General features: G+C 70.0%; 17 protein-coding genes. 10 read left to right on the plus strand and 7 right to left on the minus strand.

The genetic code is table 11. From position 1 onward, the window contains the following. Window positions 1-514: 514 nt before the first annotated feature. Together AC6JA9_RS01420 and AC6JA9_RS01425 are read right to left on the minus strand one after the other, a co-directional pair. Window positions 515-1,777 (minus strand): DUF1990 family protein, encoded by a 1,263-nt coding sequence (locus tag AC6JA9_RS01420; RefSeq protein WP_497958977.1) that lies wholly within the window; start codon window positions 1,775-1,777, stop codon window positions 515-517. Then, complete coding sequence (locus tag AC6JA9_RS01425) at window positions 1,770-2,462, minus strand: DUF1990 family protein (protein WP_408888429.1); 693 nt, start codon at window positions 2,460-2,462, stop codon at window positions 1,770-1,772. Before AC6JA9_RS01425 ends, AC6JA9_RS01420 begins: the two co-directional genes overlap by 8 nt. 59 nt (window positions 2,463-2,521) lie before the next feature. Here AC6JA9_RS01425 and AC6JA9_RS01430 point away from each other — a divergent pair, with 59 nt between their 5' ends. After that, entirely contained in the window at window positions 2,522-2,812 is a 291-nt protein-coding gene (locus AC6JA9_RS01430) for a hypothetical protein (protein WP_141324112.1), read from the plus strand. Window positions 2,813-2,825: 13 nt separating this feature from the next. On the opposite strand, the gene AC6JA9_RS01435 is transcribed toward AC6JA9_RS01430, so the two are convergent. Further along, a complete protein-coding gene (locus AC6JA9_RS01435) occupies window positions 2,826-3,938 on the minus strand; it encodes a DNA alkylation repair protein (RefSeq protein WP_305070866.1) in 1,113 nt (370 codons plus the stop codon). Window positions 3,939-4,095: 157 nt separating this feature from the next. On the opposite strand from AC6JA9_RS01435, the gene AC6JA9_RS01440 reads away from it, so the two are divergent. After that, complete coding sequence (locus AC6JA9_RS01440) at window positions 4,096-6,078, plus strand: sensor histidine kinase (protein WP_497958978.1); 1,983 nt, start codon at window positions 4,096-4,098, stop codon at window positions 6,076-6,078. Between the two features lies 1 nt (window position 6,079). On the opposite strand, the gene AC6JA9_RS01445 is transcribed toward AC6JA9_RS01440, so the two are convergent. Beyond that, the gene (locus AC6JA9_RS01445; RefSeq protein WP_497958979.1) at window positions 6,080-6,922 is read right to left on the minus strand and encodes an SDR family oxidoreductase; all 843 of its coding nucleotides are present in this window, start codon (window positions 6,920-6,922) and stop codon (window positions 6,080-6,082) included. 353 nt (window positions 6,923-7,275) lie between these two features. On the opposite strand from AC6JA9_RS01445, the gene recF reads away from it, so the two are divergent. Further along, window positions 7,276-8,415 (plus strand): DNA replication/repair protein RecF, encoded by a 1,140-nt coding sequence (gene recF, locus AC6JA9_RS01450; protein ID WP_223751883.1) that lies wholly within the window; start codon window positions 7,276-7,278, stop codon window positions 8,413-8,415. Between the two features lie 7 nt (window positions 8,416-8,422). On the opposite strand, the gene AC6JA9_RS01455 is transcribed toward recF, so the two are convergent. After that, window positions 8,423-8,821 carry a hypothetical protein gene (locus AC6JA9_RS01455; protein WP_223751882.1) on the minus strand — a complete coding sequence of 133 codons (399 nt, stop codon included), beginning with the start codon at window positions 8,819-8,821 and terminating at the stop codon, window positions 8,423-8,425. A 327-nt stretch (window positions 8,822-9,148) separates the two neighbouring features. On the opposite strand from AC6JA9_RS01455, the gene AC6JA9_RS01460 reads away from it, so the two are divergent. Genes AC6JA9_RS01460 through AC6JA9_RS01475 form a run of 4 tightly spaced genes read left to right on the plus strand, consistent with a single transcriptional unit; the run spans window position 9,149 to window position 12,551 of the window. Continuing rightward, window positions 9,149-9,652: a hypothetical protein gene (locus AC6JA9_RS01460; protein ID WP_174816692.1), complete on the plus strand. Its 504-nt coding sequence runs from the start codon at window positions 9,149-9,151 to the stop codon at window positions 9,650-9,652. Then, a complete protein-coding gene (locus AC6JA9_RS01465; RefSeq protein ID WP_141324118.1) occupies window positions 9,649-10,461 on the plus strand; it encodes an MlaE family ABC transporter permease in 813 nt (270 codons plus the stop codon). The genes AC6JA9_RS01460 and AC6JA9_RS01465 overlap by 4 nt, the downstream gene beginning before the upstream one ends. Before the next feature lie 6 nt (window positions 10,462-10,467). Beyond that, the gene (locus AC6JA9_RS01470) at window positions 10,468-11,292 is read left to right on the plus strand and encodes an ABC transporter ATP-binding protein (RefSeq protein ID WP_223751880.1); all 825 of its coding nucleotides are present in this window, start codon (window positions 10,468-10,470) and stop codon (window positions 11,290-11,292) included. Continuing rightward, window positions 11,289-12,551, plus strand: a complete 1,263-nt coding sequence (locus AC6JA9_RS01475) for an MlaD family protein (protein WP_223751879.1) — start codon at window positions 11,289-11,291, stop codon at window positions 12,549-12,551. Before AC6JA9_RS01470 ends, AC6JA9_RS01475 begins: the two co-directional genes overlap by 4 nt. Before the next feature lie 14 nt (window positions 12,552-12,565). Here the strand turns inward: AC6JA9_RS01475 and sitI6 are convergent, their stop codons facing one another. Further along, window positions 12,566-13,291 carry a SitI6 family double-CXXCG motif immunity protein gene (gene sitI6 / locus AC6JA9_RS01480; protein ID WP_223751878.1) on the minus strand — a complete coding sequence of 242 codons (726 nt, stop codon included), beginning with the start codon at window positions 13,289-13,291 and terminating at the stop codon, window positions 12,566-12,568. Between the two features lie 14 nt (window positions 13,292-13,305). After that, on the minus strand, window positions 13,306-13,953 hold the full coding sequence (gene sitA6 / locus AC6JA9_RS01485) for a SitA6 family polymorphic toxin lipoprotein (RefSeq protein ID WP_483579337.1): 648 nt from the start codon (window positions 13,951-13,953) through the stop codon (window positions 13,306-13,308). A 322-nt stretch (window positions 13,954-14,275) separates the two neighbouring features. Between sitA6 and AC6JA9_RS01490 the strand changes: the two genes are divergently transcribed. The 3 genes from AC6JA9_RS01490 to AC6JA9_RS01500 all read left to right on the plus strand — a co-directional run bounded on the left by AC6JA9_RS01490 (window position 14,276) and on the right by AC6JA9_RS01500 (window position 17,872). Further along, window positions 14,276-15,277, plus strand: coding sequence for a terpene synthase family protein (locus AC6JA9_RS01490; protein WP_223751876.1), 1,002 nt, complete (start codon window positions 14,276-14,278; stop codon window positions 15,275-15,277). Window positions 15,278-15,499: 222 nt separating this feature from the next. Next, window positions 15,500-16,837: a hydroxymethylglutaryl-CoA reductase, degradative gene (locus tag AC6JA9_RS01495; protein ID WP_497958980.1), complete on the plus strand. Its 1,338-nt coding sequence runs from the start codon at window positions 15,500-15,502 to the stop codon at window positions 16,835-16,837. Window positions 16,838-16,852: 15 nt separating this feature from the next. Then, on the plus strand, window positions 16,853-17,872 hold the full coding sequence (locus AC6JA9_RS01500) for a terpene synthase family protein (RefSeq protein ID WP_497958981.1): 1,020 nt from the start codon (window positions 16,853-16,855) through the stop codon (window positions 17,870-17,872). Window positions 17,873-17,922: the final 50 nt, after the last annotated feature.

The following is a 17,922-nucleotide window of genomic DNA, read 5'->3' on the forward strand; positions in this document are numbered from 1 at the left end:
GTCGAGCCTGGATGAGGACGAGCGTGCGCCGTGGTGCTCGTCGATGCGCGCGCCACGTCGCGATGTTCTCGTCGGTGCGCGCCACGTCGCGATGTGCACGTCGGTGCGCGTGCCCCGCCGCGATGTGCTCGTCGATGCGCGCGCCCCGCCGCGATGTGCTCGTCGATGCGCGCGCCACGCCGCGATGTTCTCGTCGGTGCGCGCCACGTCGCGATGTTCTCGTCGGTGCGCGCCACGTCGCGATGTTCTCGTCGGTGCGCGCCACGTCGCGATGTTCTCGTCGGTGCGCGCCAAGTCGCGATGTGCACGTCGGTGCGCGTGCCCCGCCGCGATGTGCTCGTCGATGCGCGCGCCACGCCGCGATGTGCTCGTCGATGCGCGCGCCGTGCCACGATGCGCGCACGCCGCCGCGATGTGCTCGTCGATGCGCGCGCCACGCCGCGATGCGCGTGTCGTTGCGCGATTCCACCTGCGCATGGGCCTCCCGCGCGGCGAGCGCGAGAGGCCCGTACCCTCACGCCTCCGCGGAGCGATTCGAGACCAGCGGCATCAACCGCGAGGCGAGCGCCGCCACCAGCGCGTCCTCCGCGAACGCCGCCGCCATGCTCGGCACCCGGAACCGGGTCGTGGCCAGCTTGCGCAGCGAATAGAACGTCCACGTCGAAGCCGCCGCCGCGAGCCCACCCAGCGCCGCCGCGAGCACCCTGCGCTTTCGCGGCTGCCCCGCCACCGACGTCGCCGCGGCCACCGCCCCCATGAAGATGCGCCCCGTCATCGGCACCAGCTTCACGCGCGCGGGCGTCGTCGGCAGCTTGTCCCCCACCAGCTCACCCAGCGTCAGCACCTCCAGCACCCGAGGCACCCAGGGCTTCGACAGCGCGACCGACAGCGGGTCCGTCCTCGGCTCCGGAGACTCCGCCAGCCGATGGCTCACCAGCGCCGGCGCGCTCATGCTCCGCATCCCCGCCATCACTCCCAGCCCGACGGGCGTCAACCAGTGTCCTCGTTGCACGGCTTCCACCTCCTCCTCGAGTTGTGACTTCAGTCGCCCAGGCGCCCGCTGCGCGAAGAAGCGCACCGGCCCCAGCTCCTCCAGCTCATGGCCGGAGTGGTCCACCTTGCCCTGCTCCGCGGGCCGCCCCGCCAGCTCTGGGTGATGCAACGTCAAGGCGCGCAGGCGCGCATGCGTGAGCCGATGCCACGCGCGCTGATAACGCCGCCCCACCACCGTGAAGCCCACACGGCTCCACCAGTTGGGGAACCTCCCGGGCCGCCACGCCGCCTCGATGTGGAAGCGCACCTCGCCCGTCTCGTGGCTCTTGCGCAGCAGGAACCACTCGCGCCCCTCCTCGATGTGCCCGTCCAGCGTCTCGAAGCTGAAGCCGAACACGCTGCACGTCCCGCCCTGCTCCTCGCGAGTGTCCCCCACCCGCACGGCGCACAGGAAGCGCAGCCGCTGCGCCAGCGACTTCAGCTCCAACACCACCGTGCGCCCATGCAGCGGCGAGTCCGCGTTGAAGTGCCACCGCACGATGCGCGGGTCCGAGAAGTCGAACGTCTCCAGCACCCCCTTCGCGCGCGCGAAGAGTCCATCCGCCACGGGCGGCCCCGGCGCCTCATGGCCCAGCGAGGCCACCGAGTGCACCTGGTTCCATCCCCCCTCCAGCGTCATCTCCCCCGACGCGGCCTCGAAGTTGCGAGACAGCGCCCGCGCCGCCGCCAGCCGCGGAGCCAGCTCCTCGTCCGTCCACCCGGAGAGCCATCGCCACTCAATCATCCGCTTCGTCTCCTCGCGCGAGGAACGTGGGACCCGCCGTCACGTCGCCCCCCTCGGGCTCATCCTCCAGCTCCACCGTCTCCGCGTGGATGGCCCCCACCACGCCCTCACCCGTGGACACCGCCACGCGCAGCACGAACTCCGTCCAGGTGTTCGTCTGCATCGCCTCACCCCCCGCCACGAACCCCCAGTAGTGGACGGGCGAGCCCGAGCGCGCGCGGCTGCGGATGTGGAAGAGCACGTCCCCGTACTCGTTGCGGTACGCGCCGAAGGTGATGCGCCCGGCCTCCGGGTGCCCCGGCAGCGTGGCGAGCGTCAGGCTCTGCCGGTCCTTGTGGATGACGCGCACGCCGAACGTCCCCGCGCCCTGGATGTGCACCGTGAGCCCCTCACCTGGCTCCAGCGGCTGCCCCTCGCGCGAGCGGTCCTCCCGCTCGAAGACACACAGCTCGTCCGGCGCCAGCTCCGGGAAGCGCCGGGCCACCCAGTCCACCAGGTCCGACGGCCGGTGATGGCATTGGCGGATGACGGCCCAGTAGTCGCGCTGCAACAGCGGCCCCGCGCCCGCCTTCGGCAGCTGCAGGTCGCCCGCCTCACCGTCTGTCGTGTGTGGTGTGTGGTGCACCCTCTCGCCCTTTGCCAGGTCCGGTCCCACCATGATGGGGACCGCCACGACGGGAGGCATGGGGCCTGCCCGCCCGTGCGGGGCATGGGCGGGCCTGACCGGCCGCCAGGGGAGGGAGCATGAGCCTGGACGTCAACCCCGCGAGCGAAGCCTCGAAGCACGACTACGAGGCACCGCCCGTCGTTCGCGCCGAGCACGCCGACAGCTCGTTCACCCGCCTGCTCGAGCAGCAGACGGCCAAGATACCCTCCCACGTCTTCCTGTTCGCCAGCCTCTGCTCGATGGGCGTGTCCCTGGGCTTCGAGCTGACGGGGCGCACCCAGCCCGCGCGCTTCGTCGGCTCCTGGGTGTCACCCCTGCTGGTGATGGGCGTCTACAACAAGCTGGTGAAGCTGCTCGGCTCGCGCTGACGGCCCGGCCAGGTCACTCCACGACGTCCACCGTGCCCAGCGGCAGGTCCACGCCGTTGACGCGCACCTCCAGCCGATGCGGCCCCGCGTAGTGGCGGCGCGTGGACAGCTGCGCCAGCGACACGCGCTTGCCCACCTCCTCCTCCTGGCCCGCGCCCAGCACCAGCTCGCGCACCTTGAAGACCTTGGGCTGCGGCGCCTCGCCCCGCGACTTGAAGAAGTGCACCGCCAGGTCCACCACCAGCGACTGTTCCTTCCGGGAGCGGTTGGCCACCACGAAGCGCACGTCCATGGCGCCGCCCAGCTTCGCGCGCCGGGGCAGCTGCGTGGGGCGCACCTCGATGCCGGAGGGCTTGCCCGCGCCCACCACCTCCAGCGCGGAGGGCTCGCCGCGCTTGATGGCGAAGCGCAGCGCGTGGCGCACCAGCCACTCGCGCTCCGGCGTGGCGTCCTTCATCCACCGCTTCGCCACCTTCACCAGCACGTCCGGGTGGTCCTTGCCGATGTCGTTGAGGTTGTTGGCCACCGAGCGGCGCACGTACAGCTCCGGGTCGTCCTTGAGCAGCTCCAACAACCCCAGCACCGGCGTCGGGTCCTCCTGGAACGCGCGCAGCCGGGAGCCCCACGGCAGCCTCGGCCGCGTGCCCTCGGAGACGAGCCGCCGCACATGCACGTTCTCGTCCGTGGCCCACTCGGAGAGCCGCGCCAGCGTCTTCTCCGGGTGCTTCTCCAGGAACGGCCGGATGGAGAACTCCGCGGTGAAGCGCTGGGTGAGCGCGTGCTGCGCCCGCATGGACTCCTCGAAGTGCCCCAACCCGTACTCCGCCACGAAGGTGGTGTGGGGCAGGTAGAAGAAGACCTCCATGCCGCCCACCCGGTCCACCTCCCGCACCGGCCCCAGGGAGCGCAGCAGCACCTGCACCGCCTGGGGATAGTCGTCCGGCAGCGAGCGCCGCATGGCCAGACACAGGTGCCGGGCCCGGCCCACCAGCTCGTGCGCCTCCAGGCCCTCTCGGGCCTCGCGCAGGAACGTGTCGATTGGGAACGCGGGGTGCGCGCGGTGCAGCGAGGTGCCCAGCCGCTCCACCAGCCGCGCGTCGAAGAAGGTCTTGAGAGGCTCCGCCATGATGGGTCCACCAAACCCTGTCAGGACGTGGTCCACAAGACGTGTCCTACCTTTCGGCGCTGCCAGGAATGACAGTCTTCTGCTAGTCGTACGCTCCGTGCCGACACGCAAAGGCCGCGGCTCTCGGGGTGGGAAGCAGCGCAAGCAGACGGGCCGCATGGCCGGTGTGGACGACGTCGTGCGCCCGCCCCAGCCCGCGCTTCGCGAACAGCTCTCCTTCGTGACGGACCCGCTGGCGCTCCTGGAGGGCTTGTTCCTCCACTCGCCCGTGCCCTACGCCATCTTCGACGTGGAGGGGCACTGCCGGCTGAGCAACCCGGCGTACCGGGCGATGTTCGGCTCGGTGCCGCCGCCCGAGTACAGCCTCTTTCGCGACGAGCTGGTGGCGAAGCTGGGGCTGGATGTCCTCCTGCGCCGGGCCTTCGCGGGCGAGACGGTGCAGACGCCGGTCATCTGGTACGACGTGAAGGAGCTGCGGCACATCGACGTGAAGGACGCGCACCGCATCGCCATCGCGTGTACGTGCTTCCCGCTGTCCGCGTCCGGAGGCGAGGTGCGCCACATCGCCCTGGCCTACAAGGACGTGACGGCGGAGCTGGCCGCGCGCGAGGCGGAGCAACTGGAGAGGAGCCGGCTCTACCAGCTGCTCACGCAGTCGCCCGTGGCCATCAACCTCCTGCGCGGCCCGGAGCTGCGGTTCGAGTTCGCCAACCCGCTGCTGCAGAAGCTGATGGGCGGCCGCGCGCTGGTGGGCCGCGCGCTCCTGGAGGCGATTCCAGACATCTCCCCGGAGCTGGTGAGCCTGTACCTGGGCGTGCTGGAGACGGGCGAGCCGGTGGCGGCGCACGAGTACCCGCTGGCCATCGACTACGCGGGCCAGGGCCAGGTGGAGACGCGCTACTGGAACATGCTCTACGAGCCCTTGCGCGACGAGCGGGGGCGGGTGGACGGGCTGGTGACGTTCGCCTTCGAGGTGACCGAGCAGGTGCTCGCCCGGCACGCGGTGGAGAACCAGCAGCGCTGGTTGGAGGCGGTGCTGGACTCCATGCCCCTGCCGGTGGTGATGGCGGAGCCGGGCACGGGCAACCTCGTCTTCTCCAACGCGGCGGCGGACCGGCTGCATGGCCAGCACATCCCCACGCGCGTGCCCGCGTCGGAGTACGGCGCGCTGTTCCACGTCACGGACCTGCAGGGGCGCAGGCTCACGGGCGACGAGCTGCCGTCCTCGCGCGCGGCCCGGGGGGAGAAGCTGGAGGGCATGGAGGCGGTGTGGCACACGAGCGCGGGGGAGGTCGTGTTGAGCATCTCCTCGGAGATGCTGCCCGCGATGCATGGCCACCCCGCGGTGACGCTCCTGCCCTTCCTGGACATCACCCGGCTGAAGACGGTGGAGCAGCGGCTGCAGGAGGCCATCCGCGCGCGCGACGAGTTCCTCTCCGTGGCGAGCCACGAGCTGAAGACGCCGCTGACGGTGCTGAGCCTCCGGCTGCAGGCCTTCGCGCGCGCGACGCTGTCGGACCCGGAGTCCCCCTGGGCGCTGCGCCACGGCCGCGAGGTGCAGGGGATGCTTCGGCAGGTGATGCGGCTGGCGGACCTGGTCAATGGCCTCCTGGACGTGTCGCGCATCGGCACGGGGCGGCTGCGATTGGAGCTGGAGCAGGTGGACCTGCGCGCGCTGGTGCAGGAGGTGGTGGCGCGCTTCCAGCCGGAGGCCGAGCGCGCGGAGTGTCAGGTGGAGCTGGAGGGCGGGCCGCCCGCGGTGGGGACGTGGGACCGGATGCGGCTGGAGCAGGTGGTCACCAACCTGGTGTCCAACGCGCTGAAGTACGGCGCGGGGCGGCCCGTGCGGCTGCGCGTGGAGGCGGACGCGGGGCTGGCGCGCCTGAGCGTGCGCGACGAGGGCATCGGCATCAGCCGGGATGCCCAGGCGCGCATCTTCCACAAGTTCGAGCGCGCGGTGTCCGAGCGCAACTACGGCGGCCTGGGCCTGGGGCTGTACGTCGCGCGCACGCTGGTGGAGGCCATGCGGGGCGTCATCCGCGTGGACAGCCACCCAGGCGAGGGCTCCACCTTCACCGTGGAGCTCCCGCTCGTCCCCGAGGCGTCCCCCGAAGCGGCCGCCACGGACCTGGCGTCCTGAGTCAGGCGGAGCGCGACTTGACCCGGAGCGTGAGCAGGCCGTCGGCGCGGATGGCCTGCTGGTCGGCGAGCAGCGCGTCCAAATCATCCTGGACGGTGAGGTAGCAGCCGCTCAGCGCCGAGTACCCACCGCTGGCGAGCCGGAGCAGGTTCTTCGCGCCCTGCTCGGCCGACACCGTCCTGCCGGCCTCCTGCTCCGCCAGCACCCACTGCTGGATGGCGCGCCTGGGTGTCCCCTCCTCCTCGGAGATGGCGAGGCCATCGGCGACGAGCCCCGTGCCGACCACCAGGCCCGGATGGTAGGCGAAGAGGGCGACACCCTTGTGGCGCGTCTCGAACGCCAGGTTCTCCGTCAGCTTGATGATGGCGGCCCGGCTGATGGAGTAGGAGGACGCGGTGGGCCAGCGGTAGGCCCCCGCGTGGCTGGTGATGTTGATGATGGTGGTCGTGGAGTCGACCTGGTGGTCGACCCGGTGCCTGAGCACGGCGTGGGTGCAGTAGACGGGCCCCTTCACGTTGATGTCCATGGCCTCCTGCCACTCCTCGAGCGACGTGTTCCAGAAGTAGTCGACGGGGCCCCAGCTGCCCGCGTTGTTCACCAGCACGTCGATGGCACCCTGCCTCTGGTGGATGTCGTCGAACGCGGCCTTGGTGGCCATCGCGTTGGAGATGTCGAAGGCCTGGGTCTGCACCTGGCCTCCCAGCGTCTGGGCGGCCTTGGCCAGCGTCGTGGCGTCGCGGCCGGTGATGGTGACCTTCGCGCCCTGCTCGAGGAAGCTCCGGGCGAAGGCGAGGCCCAGACCCCGGCCTCCGCCAGTGATGACGACTCGCTTGTTCTTCACCATGTGTGTCGTTCCCTTCGGGCGCGGGGGCGCGCGAGGAGGCGCGGCGGTCGGGAGCGTTCCTCCCGGCCGTCAGCGCTGTCTTGTTTGGGGTTGGGTTCCCGGTGGCCCTGCACGGATGTGGAGATTGAATTGCTATGATTTGGGTATGCCTTCAAGGTGTCCTTTGGTTCCATGTCCCGGTAGAATGTTTGTCTTTGGTTGTGGGATGAGCGGGAGGACCCGGCGGGGCACGGGCTGGCCCGCTGGTGTGGAGGGCCTTTGCGGGGGCGGGAGCGGGGAGGCCGCGCGGCCCTGCCTCGGGACCGCGAGATAACCTCCCCTGTCGGCCCCAAGGCGGGTATACGGGGGGCGCCGTGCGCCTCCTCGCACTCCACGTCCAGGACTTCCGCAATCTCGCCCAGGTGTCGCTCACCCCGAGTGCCCACGCCACCATCGCGGTGGGGCAGAACGGGCAGGGCAAGACGAACCTGCTGGAGGCGCTGTACTTCCTCGCCACGCTCAAGCCGCTGCGCGCCGGGCGCCTGTCGGAGCTGGTGCGCTGGGGCACCCAGACGGCCCGCGTGTCCGGCCGCTTCCTGCTCAAGGGGGCCGAGCGTGAAATCGCGGTGGAGGTGGGCGGCGGCACCCGGCAGGCCTTCGTGGACGGCAAGAAGGCCGCGAGCCTGGAGGAGTACTTCGGCGGCGTCTCCGTGGTGGCCTTCACTCCGGACGACCTGGAGGTCGTCAAGGGCGGGCCGGACTCACGGCGCGCCTTCCTGGACCGCGCCGTGTTCAACCGCTTCCCCGCGTACCTGCGCGAGAGCCGCGAGTACGCGCGCGCGCTGAAGAACCGCAACCGCCTCTTGCGCGAGGGCGGCGCGGTGGACCCCGCCTACCTGGACGCCTACGACGAGACCCTGGCCAAGGCCGGCGCGCGCATCTACTCGCGAAGGCGCGCGCTGATGGCGGAGCTGGCGCCACGCGCGCAGGCGACCTTCGCCTCGATTGGCCGCACGGTGGACCCGGCCGTGTATGGCTATCACCCGGCGCACCTGGCCTGTGACTTCGCCGCGGCGGACGAGGCGGTCCTGGCCTCCTCCCTGCGCGAGTCATTGACGGCCCGGATGCGGCGGGACCTGGACCGGGGCTTCACCTCGGTGGGGCCGCACTCGGATGATGTGTCGGTGACGCTGGGAGGCCGCAGCGCCCGGGCCTACGCGAGCCAGGGGCAGCAGCGCGCGCTGGTGCTCGGCTGGAAGATCGCCGAAATCGAGAACCTGGAGTCCTGCACGGGCTTCCTGCCGCTGTTGATGCTGGACGACGTGTCGAGCGAGCTGGACCCGGAGCGCAACGCCTACCTGATGGACTACCTGGCGAGGAGCGGCGCGCAGGTCTTCCTGTCCACCACGGATGGCTCGCTGGTGAGGGGCGCCGCGGCCGAGGACACGCTGTGGCTCTCCGTGCACTCAGGGCAGGTGACGCTCCGCGAAGAGGACGCGCCCCCGGTCGGCTGACGGCGCTTCAGTGCACCGAGCGACGCCGGTGCCAGGGCCAGTGCACGTTCATCCGCCGCGCGGGGTGGTGCTGGTGCACCGGCAGGTCCTCCCGCCGCACGTTGCCGAAGGCGCTGAAGCGGAACTCCGCCCACAGCACGCCGAAGGCCACGGCGAACAGGAACGTCCCCAGGGTGAGCCACCACACCGTGCCCGTGGCGAGTGACACCGTGGCGAGCAGCAGCAGCGCGATGCTCACCCCCAGCGACAGCTCGCGCAGCTTCTTCGACTCGCTGAAGGCCATCCCCATGGAGGCGACCGCGAGCACCAGCAGGGCGACCACCAGGCCGTACGCCGTGCGGGCGTACAGGCCGGCGATGGACAGCAGGAAGAGGCCGAAGCCGAATATCGCGAGTCCGCCGTCCATGGAGCCTCCTGTCGAGGGGTGATGAGGAGAACCTGCGAACGCTCGCGCCAGGTCGTCACTCCCCGGGGCCCGGGCGGGCTGAATCCGACCGGGGACGGGGCGGACGGGCCACCCCTTCTCCCAGGGGGAATGCCACGGCAGTGTTCCGGTATCACGCACCTTGGGCGTGCAACCCGCGAGGTTCAGTGTCCGGTACCCACCATCCAGGGGTGGGAGGAAGGGCGCGGTAGTGGACGTTCCAGTACACGGAATTTCTTGCGGCGGCGGCTGGGCTGTCGCATGACTTGCCCGCAAGGGCCGGACGTAGATGCCGCGAAGAACGGTGCCATGCCGAGGATGACGCTGCTGCTCGTGTTGCTTCTTGCCTCCTGCGTGGGCTGCCGCCGCGTGAGCTTCGAGGACTCCGTGTTGTCCAAGCCCGACGTGCGCTACCGCGTGGGCGAGCTGCCCAAGCACTGGCGCCGCGTGTGGCTGGACGGCAACGACCTGGCCTTCGCCGAGGAGGGCACCGGCCGCGCGCTCTCCATCAACGCCACGTGCGAGGGGCACGACGACCCGCCGCTCCCGGTGCTCACCCGGCACCTGCTGATGGGCTTCACCGAGCGCCAGGAGGTGGCCCAGAGCGTGGTCGCCATGGACGGGCGCGAGGCCTTGCGCAGCCGCTACCTGGCGAAGATGGACGGCGTGCCGGTGGAGCTGGAGCTGGTGGTGCTCAAGAAGGACAACTGCGTGTTCGACTTCTCCTACGTGGCGCCGCCGGGGCTGGCGATGGAGCGCATGGCGGACTTCGACGCGCTGCTGGCGGGCTTCGAGTCGGAGCACGTCGGATGAACGCCTCGACGGAAGCGGACGCGGGCGAGCAGGTGTCGGCCCCGCGCCCCGGGCTCTGGGACAAGGCGAAGGAGCGGCTGGAGTCGCTGGGCGCGATGACGGTGATGACGGGGCAGGTGCTCCAGCGCGTGGTGCGGCCGCCGTTCGACGGCAAGACGCTCATCTTCCACATCGAGTCCTTGGGCGTGCGCTCGCTGCCCATCGCGCTGCTGACGGCGATGTTCGCCGGGCTCGTCATCTCACTGCAGTTCGGCTACTTCCTGGCGCGCTTCGGGGTGCAGTACACGGTGGGGCGCGTGGTCATCCTCACGCTGTTCCGCGAGCTGGCCCCGGTGCTGACGGCGCTGACGGTGGGCGCCAGGCTGGGCAGCGGCATGGCGGCGGAGCTGGGCGCCATGACGGTGACGGAGCAGGTGGACGCCATCCGCGCGCTGGGGGCGGACCCGCTGCGCAAGCTGGTGGTGCCGCGCGTGCTGGCGTGCCTGCTGGTGATGCCGGTGCTCACGGTGTTCGCGGACGTGGTGGGGCTGGTGGCGGGCGCGGTGGTGGTGAACACGCAGTACGCCATCTCCTTCGACCTGTTCTTCCAGGGCGCGCTGGACGCGGTGTTCATGCAGGACTTCGTGTCCGGCGTGTTCAAGGGCGCGGTGTTCGGCTTCATCATCGGCCTGGTGGGGTGCTTCAAGGGGCTGACGGTGGAGGGCGGCACGGAGGGCGTGGGCCGCGCCACCACGCAGACGGTGGCGATTACTTCCGTGGCGGTGTGTCTGGCCGACTTCTTCATCACCAAGGTGACGCTGTACCTGTGACGTGCCATGCCCTTCGCCTCTCGCCACCAGGAAGCGCCCACGTTCGAGTTCCAGCAGCCCACGCCGGGCGAGCAGCTCATCCACTTCCAGCACCTCCAGAAGTCCTTCGGCGCCAAGCGCGTCTATGACGACCTGGAGCTGGACGTGCGGGCAGGGGAGACGCTGGTGGTGCTGGGGGGCTCGGGCACGGGCAAGAGCGTGCTGCTCAAGTGCCTCATCGGGCTGCAGCGGCCGGACGCGGGCCGCATCCTCTTCCAGGGCCGGGACGTGACGGGGTTCTCGGAAGGGCAGTTCATCCCGGTGCGGCGGCACGTGGCGATGGTGTTCCAGGGCGCGGCGCTGTTCGACTCGCTGAGCGTGGGGGAGAACGTGGCGTATCCCCTGCGGGAGCACTACCCGGACATGCCGTTGTCCGAGGTGCGCGACCGGGTGGCGGAGAAGCTGGAGCTGGTGAACCTGCCGGGCACGGAGCGGCTGATGCCGGCGGACCTGTCGGGCGGCATGAAGAAGCGGGTGGGGTTGGCGCGGGCCATCGCCACCAATCCGGAAGTCATCCTCTGGGACGAGCCCACCACGGGGTTGGACCCGGTGACCACGCAGTCCATCAACGCGATGATCAACTCGATGAAGACCAAGCTCGGCAGCACCTCCATCGTCGTGACGCACGACCTGGTGAGCGCGTTCGCGGTGGGGGACCGGATGGCGATGCTGGCCAACAGGCGCATCGTCCAGGTGGGGACGCCGGGCGAGTTCCGGCGCTCGACGGTGCCGGAGGTGCGGGCGTTCCTGGACGCGCGGCGGGTGGAGCTGGAGCCGGAGGCGGCGTCATGAGCCTCTTCACTTCGACGTCGGGCGAGAAGCGGCTGGCGCTGAGGGCGGGGCTGTTCGTGGCCATCGGCCTGGCGGTGGCGGGTGTGGTGGTGTTCTTCATCGGCCAGGAGTCGCGGCTGTTCCAGCGGCAGGTGATGTACCGCGCGTACTTCACCAACGTGCAGGGCCTGAGCGACCAGTCCCCGGTGTGGCTGGGGGGCCTGGAGGTGGGGAAGGTGACGGGCATCTTCTTCTCCCAGGACCCCAACGACCCGAAGCTGGAGGTGCAGCTTCAAGTCTCCGCCCGGTATGCGGACCGCGTGAAGACGGACTCGCTGGCGCAGCTGAGCAGCATGGGGGTGCTCGGGGACAAGGCGGTGGACATCTCGCTGGGCACGCCCACGGCGCCGCCGATTGAGCCGGGCGGGGTGCTGACGTCGTCGACGAGCGGGGACTTGTCCAAGCTCTTGAGCAGCGCGAGCGAGGTGATGGACAACTCGGTGGCCATCAGCAAGTCGCTCCTGAAGACGGTGGAGGCGTACGGGGACCCGAAGCTCGCGGGTGACGTGCAGCGGGGCATGGCGTCGCTCCGGGCGATCCTGGAGCAGGTGCAGAACGGGGACGGGGTGTTGCACGCGCTCATCTACGACAAGGAGGCGGGGCGCGAGGTGCGCGCGCTGATGGCGAACGCGTCGAGCGCGGCGAGGCGGGTGGATGGCGCGGTGGGGCACGTGGAGGCGCTCTTGCGCGAGGTGCGCACGGGTGACGGCACGGCGCACGCGCTCATCTACGGCAACGAGGGCGCCACGGCGCTGCGCGAGCTGGGCGAGGCGGCGGGGCAGCTGGCGGGGCTGATTGAAGACGCGAAGAAGAGCCCGAACGGGGCGGTGCACCAGCTGGTGTACGGGGACGCGAGCGGGATGTTCGCGGACCTGGGCAGCGCGGCGGCGGACCTGAAGCAGATCACCGCCACGGTGGCGAAGGGCGAGGGCACGGTGGGCGGGCTCATCAGCGACCCCACGGTGTACGAGGACCTGCGCGAGGTGCTGGGCAACGTGAAGCGCAACCGCATCTTGCGCGCGCTGGTGCGCTTCTCGCTGAACAACCGCGAGGACCTGGAGCAGATGGGCAAGGTGAAGCGCGTGGAGCCCAAGGCCGAGGCGCCCGCCTCGCCCGCGGGAGAGGCACGGCCGGCCGCCTCCGTCACGGTGGGGGCGCCGGTGACGCCGCCCGCGCCCGGGACGACGCAGACGCCCGCGCCGACGACCGCCGCGGAGTGAGCGTGTTCCGCCTCTCAGCGAGAGGGGAGCTCACGGAACTGGATGTCACGGAGCGCGAGGTCGTTCACGGCCTCGACGAACCGCGCGCTCGCGATGATGACCGTCTTGAACTCCCGCAGCCGGAAGAGGTCCACGTCCTTGGGCAGCGTGTTCGCGTCGAGGACTGAAGCCTCCATGGGATAGCCGTTGCGATGGCTCCCGCAGCGAGGACATGGGGGCCGCCAGTCTGGAGGGCGACAGCTGGGATGGAGCTCGCCTCGCACCTGAATCTCCAACGTGAGCAACTCGAGCGGAGTGGAGGCACCGCGGTGTCGCAGGTTTCCCCGGGCCCCTTGGAGGCCCAGGAGCTTCCGGGACTGGAGTCGCTCCAGCGCCGAGCGTGTCATCCAGGGCTGCCACGGCTCCTGAAAGTAGATGTCGCCGAAGCGCCCTGACGAGCGGGCATCGATGGGCCCCAACTGGGTGCCGGGCTCCAGGGGCGCACCTGCTGGGACTCGTGGACGCAGCAGCGCGTGCAGGCGCTGATACTCCTCCAGGGAAACAGCCTGGAGACTTCGTGGCTCCTCCAGATGCTCCCGCTCGGACCAGTCCGAGAGATCGACCGTGGGGTAGTGCTCGCCCATCCCGCCATGGCCTCCGCACACCGAGCAGTCGATGCTGGGGAGGGTCCATCGACTGACGCCGTCGAGAGTGGCGTTGAAGGTCGGTGCGTCGGAGGGCAGCACTTCGAAGAAGGTCATGCGAGGCTCGGCCATCAGCGAAGGTAGTAGTACGGCACGATGGGGCCCACGAGGTCGTACTTCTGGATGAGCTTTCCGAGATGCTCCCAGACCTCAGGGTACTGCCTCGCGAAGTCCGACCACTCCCGGTTCCAGTCTCCGCCGCGAGGCCCGCTGTGGATGCGCTGATGGATGTTCGCGGGAACCACCATCGTGAAGTCATGCACGTTCAGCCCTCGTGGCGCTCGGGTGAACCACCGTGCGAGGGACTCTGCTTGAGGAAACAGATGGTGCCGCACCCATCCGGGGCCCGAGGGGAGCTCGGGCGGACGATGCTGGGGCTGAGGCGTGTTGTACCAGTCGAAGACGAAGATGGGCCCATTCCCACCGGGGAGTTTCTGGACGTTGCCCCAATGGCGGCGAGGTCCGGAACCAGGGGCCGAGGGCGGGGCGATGGGGCCCCCGCCTCGCGCCAGCAGGCGCCCAGCGTCCTCACATGAGTAGAGCCCACAGTGAGCGCCCGCGTCGCAGACCAGCGTGACGCACCGGTCTGTCTCTCCACAATCCTCACCCTCGATGTGGGCCAGGTGCCGCTGGCTCCCGGAGGACGACTCGGGAGAGGACGCACACGCCATCAACAGGAGCCCGAGGAGCCCCCCGACGTATCGCAAGCTCCTGTGCATGGTGTTCTCTTGAAGTCCTCTGTTCCAGGGTTTTCGTGGAGCGTGGTCAGGTGGGGCGTACCTGTCAAACGATGCCATGCGAGCCAGGCGGCCTCGCTGTCGCTGCGGGCCGCAGCCCCGCATCCTCCGAGACAGGCAACCCGCAGTCCGCGGTTCGACGGGCTCTGGACCGGAGTCGCGGTTGTCTGGGTTCTCGATGTCTTTATCTTGGTGCTCGTGACTGTGTTCACGGCGGAGCGGGCCTTGTCCCGACGTCCCTCCGCCGTGTGAGTTGGCATCCGAGCGCCAGGAGGAAGACGTGCTGCCCGCCGTGAATTTCCCGATGCCTTTTGTCTCGCGCTGCCATCCAGACCTGGAGGCCGCCCGACAGCGCAACCTCGAGTGGGCCCGCGAGGTCGGTCTGGTGGTCAACGAGGCGGACGCCCGCCGTCTCCTCCTCTGGGACATGGCCGGAATCTTCGCCTACTGGCTTCCCCGGGCCTCAAGCGAAGGGCTCGACCTGGCCATCGATACCATCACCGTCGGAGTCTTCCTCGAAGAGCACATGGAAGCCGCCATCGACAAGCCGCCCGAGTTCGTCCGGGATGCTTGCGCGGAGATGTTCGCCGTCATCGAGCCGGGTGGACTCCAGGCTCCGTCCACGGTCCTCTCCGCGGCGTTCGTCAACCTGTGGGCGCGCCTGTGCGAAGGGGCGCCTCTCGAATGGAGGCGACGCGTCGCGCTGCATTGGCGGTGGTTCATCGACGCGTACGTCGAGGAGGCGCGCTGGCGGCGGAGCCGCGTCCCCCAGACGCTGGACGGTTACCTGGAGCTGCGCCGTGCGTCCGGCTTCACCCACGTGATGGTCGACATGTCCGAGCGAGCCAATGGCTTCACGCTCCCCGACAGGGTCCGGGACCTCCCCAACGTGGCGCGAATCATCACCCTGACGGTGGACATCGTCGACGTCATGAACGACGTCTGCTCGCTCGAGAAGGAGCTCGCGCTCGGCGATGTGCACAACACCATCCTCGTCCTCCAACACGAGCGCGGCTGGTCCCAGGAGGCCGCCATCGCGGAGTCCTACGCGATGATGCGGCGCTGGTGCGACGACATCATCCAGCTCCAGGCCCTCATCCCCCAGGACTGTGTCCGGCATGGGCTCTCCCAGGAGGAGACAGACAACCTGCTCCACTTCATCCGCGCCCTGCAGGAGGGCATCGGCGGACAACCGGACTGGTACAGGACCTGTGGACGCTACGAGAACTCCTCGAACCCCAGGGCCGTGGCCGTCGGCACCACGAGCCCGATGCGCCCCCTCCCGGTGACACCCGCGCATCCCTGACACCGCATCCGCCTCCCGGTGCGGGGAACCTGCTGTCCCGCGTGCGGGCGATGTCTGGGTTCAGGTGCGGGCCTTGAGACATCAAACGCCGACGTCTCGTGTCGAAGTGATGTCCAAGAAATTGCCTGCGAGACGTTGTCTGACTGGTTATTGTTTTGAAACCATGTCGCGGCGGCTTGCGAGTGGGTCCCTGGCAAAGAAATACACCGAGGATGAAACCCCATGGGCATCGATATCAGCCGTAGCATCTTTTCGGGTTTCCACCGTCTCTCGCTGGAGGAGCGGTGCGCGCGGGTCGCGGCCGAGCTGGGCCTGAGCGACGCGGAGCTGGCCGCGCTCACCGGAGAGGAGGGGCTGGGCGCGGAGAAGGCGTACTCGATGGTGGAGAACGCGCTGGGCTTCTTCAGCCTGCCGCTGGGGCTGGGGCTCCACCTCCGGGTGAACGGGCGCGCGTACGTGGCGCCGATGGTCATCGAGGAGGCCTCCGTCATCGCGGCCGTCTCGTTCGCCGCGAAGCTCGTCGGCTCGGCGGGAGGTTTCATCGCGGAGGCGGAGCCGTCGCTGATGGTGGGACAGATACAGCTCACCCGCTATGGCGACCCGGAGTCCGCGCGCGCGAGCATCCTCGCCGCGCGCTCGGAGCTGCTGGACCTGGCCAACGCGCTGCAGCCCCAGCTGGTGCGCCGAGGCGGCGGCGCGAAGGACCTGGAGGTCCGTCTCATCGACGCGCCCGAGGGCCCCCTGGGCGAGCCGCTCCTGGTGATGCACTTCCACATCGACACCCAGGAGGCCATGGGCGCCAACCTCATCAACACCATGATGGAGGGCGTGGCGCCGCGCATCGAGGCGCTCACCGGAGGCCGCGTCTTCCTGCGCATCCTCTCCAACCTCGCGGACCGGCGGCTGGCGCGCTCGCGGTGTGTCATCCCCGAGGAGCTGCTCGCCGACTACGGCCTGCCGGGAGCGGACATCGCGGAGGGCATCGTCCAGGCGAGCCGCTTCGCCCAGGCGGACCCCTACCGCGCGGCGACGCACAACAAGGGCATCATGAACGGCATCGACGCCATCGCGCTCGCCACGGGCCAGGACTGGCGCGCCATCGAGGCGGGGGCGCATGCGTACGCGGCTCGCACGGGCCGGTACCTGCCGCTGTCCACGTGGAGGCGGGAGGACGGGAACCTGGTGGGCGAAATCGAGCTGCCGCTCGCGCTGGGCACGGTGGGCGGGCCGCTGCTGGTGCACCCCGGGGTGAAGGCCGCGTTCAAGGTGCTGGGGCATCCCGGAGTCCGGGAGCTGGCGTGCCTGTTCGCCTCGGTGGGCCTGGCGCAGAACCTGGCGGCGGTGCGGGCCCTGGGCTCGGTGGGCATCCAGAAGGGCCACATGGCGTTGCACGCGCGCTCGGTGGCGGTGAGCGCGGGCACGCCGCCCGAGTGGGTGGAGACCGTCGCCGCGCGGCTCGTCCAGCAGGGCGAGGTGAAGGTGGACCGCGCCCGGCGCGTGCTCGGGGAGCTGAAGGGAGGCGTGCTGCCGTTCGTGTCGCCACACAACGAGGACACGTGACGTCCGGAGGAAGCGATGAACGTGGCCGTGAACTTTCCCATGCCCTTCGCGTCCCGCTGCAGTCCGGACCGGGACGCCGCTCGCCAGCGCAACCTCGACTGGGCCCGTGCGTCCGGACTGGTGACCAACGAAATCGACGAGCGCCGCTATGTCTCGTGGGACATCGCCGACCTGGCCGCCCGGTGGCTTCCCCAGGCCTCGGGCGCCGGGCTCGACCTCGCGGTCGATGCCATCGTCGTCGGAACCCTCATCGACGAGCAGTTCGACGGCGCCCGGGACATTCCCCCCGAGCAGGTCCGCGCGGACTGCGAGACCCTGCTCGCCGTCCTCCAGGTGGAGGGGCGGCCCCCGTCTCCCGTCGGCGTCCTCGCCACCGCGCTGGCCGACGTGTGGGCGCGCACCTGCCAGGGCGCTTCGCTCGAGTGGCGGCGGCGCGCGGCACGGCATTGGCGATGGTTCCTCGAGGCGTTTCCCGAGGAGGCCCGGTGGCGGCAGGGCTCCGTGCGCCTGACCCGGGACAGCTATCTCCAGCTGCGGCGCAAGTCCGGTCTCGTCTACATGATGACGGACCTGACGGAGAAGGCGAACGGCTTCGAGACCACCGAGCGGGCGCGACAGGTCCCTGGGGTGCCACGGTTGCTGGACCTGACCGTGGACCTCATCGACACCATGAACGACGTCTGCTCCTTCGAGAAGGAGCGCGCACGCGGTGACGTGCACAACCTCGTGCTGGTCCTGCAGGCCGAGCATGGCGGGGCCTTTGAGGGGGCCCTGGCGGAGACCCATGACAGCATGCGGCGCTGGTGTGAGGAGTTCATCCAGCTTGCCGCCGGCCTCCCGGAGGCCTGCGCCCGGCAGCAGCTGTCCCGCGCGGAGACGGACAACCTGCTTCGTCTCGTCCAGGGACTGGAGGAGAACATCGGTGGTCACCCGGACTGGTATCGGGCCACCCGGCGCTACGCCGGGGTGATTCCCAGGGGAGAGGCCGCGTACGCCAGCGACCTGATGCGCCCCGTGGTCCGGGCCTCGCGTTGACGCTCGCGGCCCCGGGTTCAAGCCGCTGTGCGTCGTGTCGGGTGGTGGCT

The sequence above is a fragment of the Myxococcus sp. MH1 genome (genome assembly GCF_059738865.1).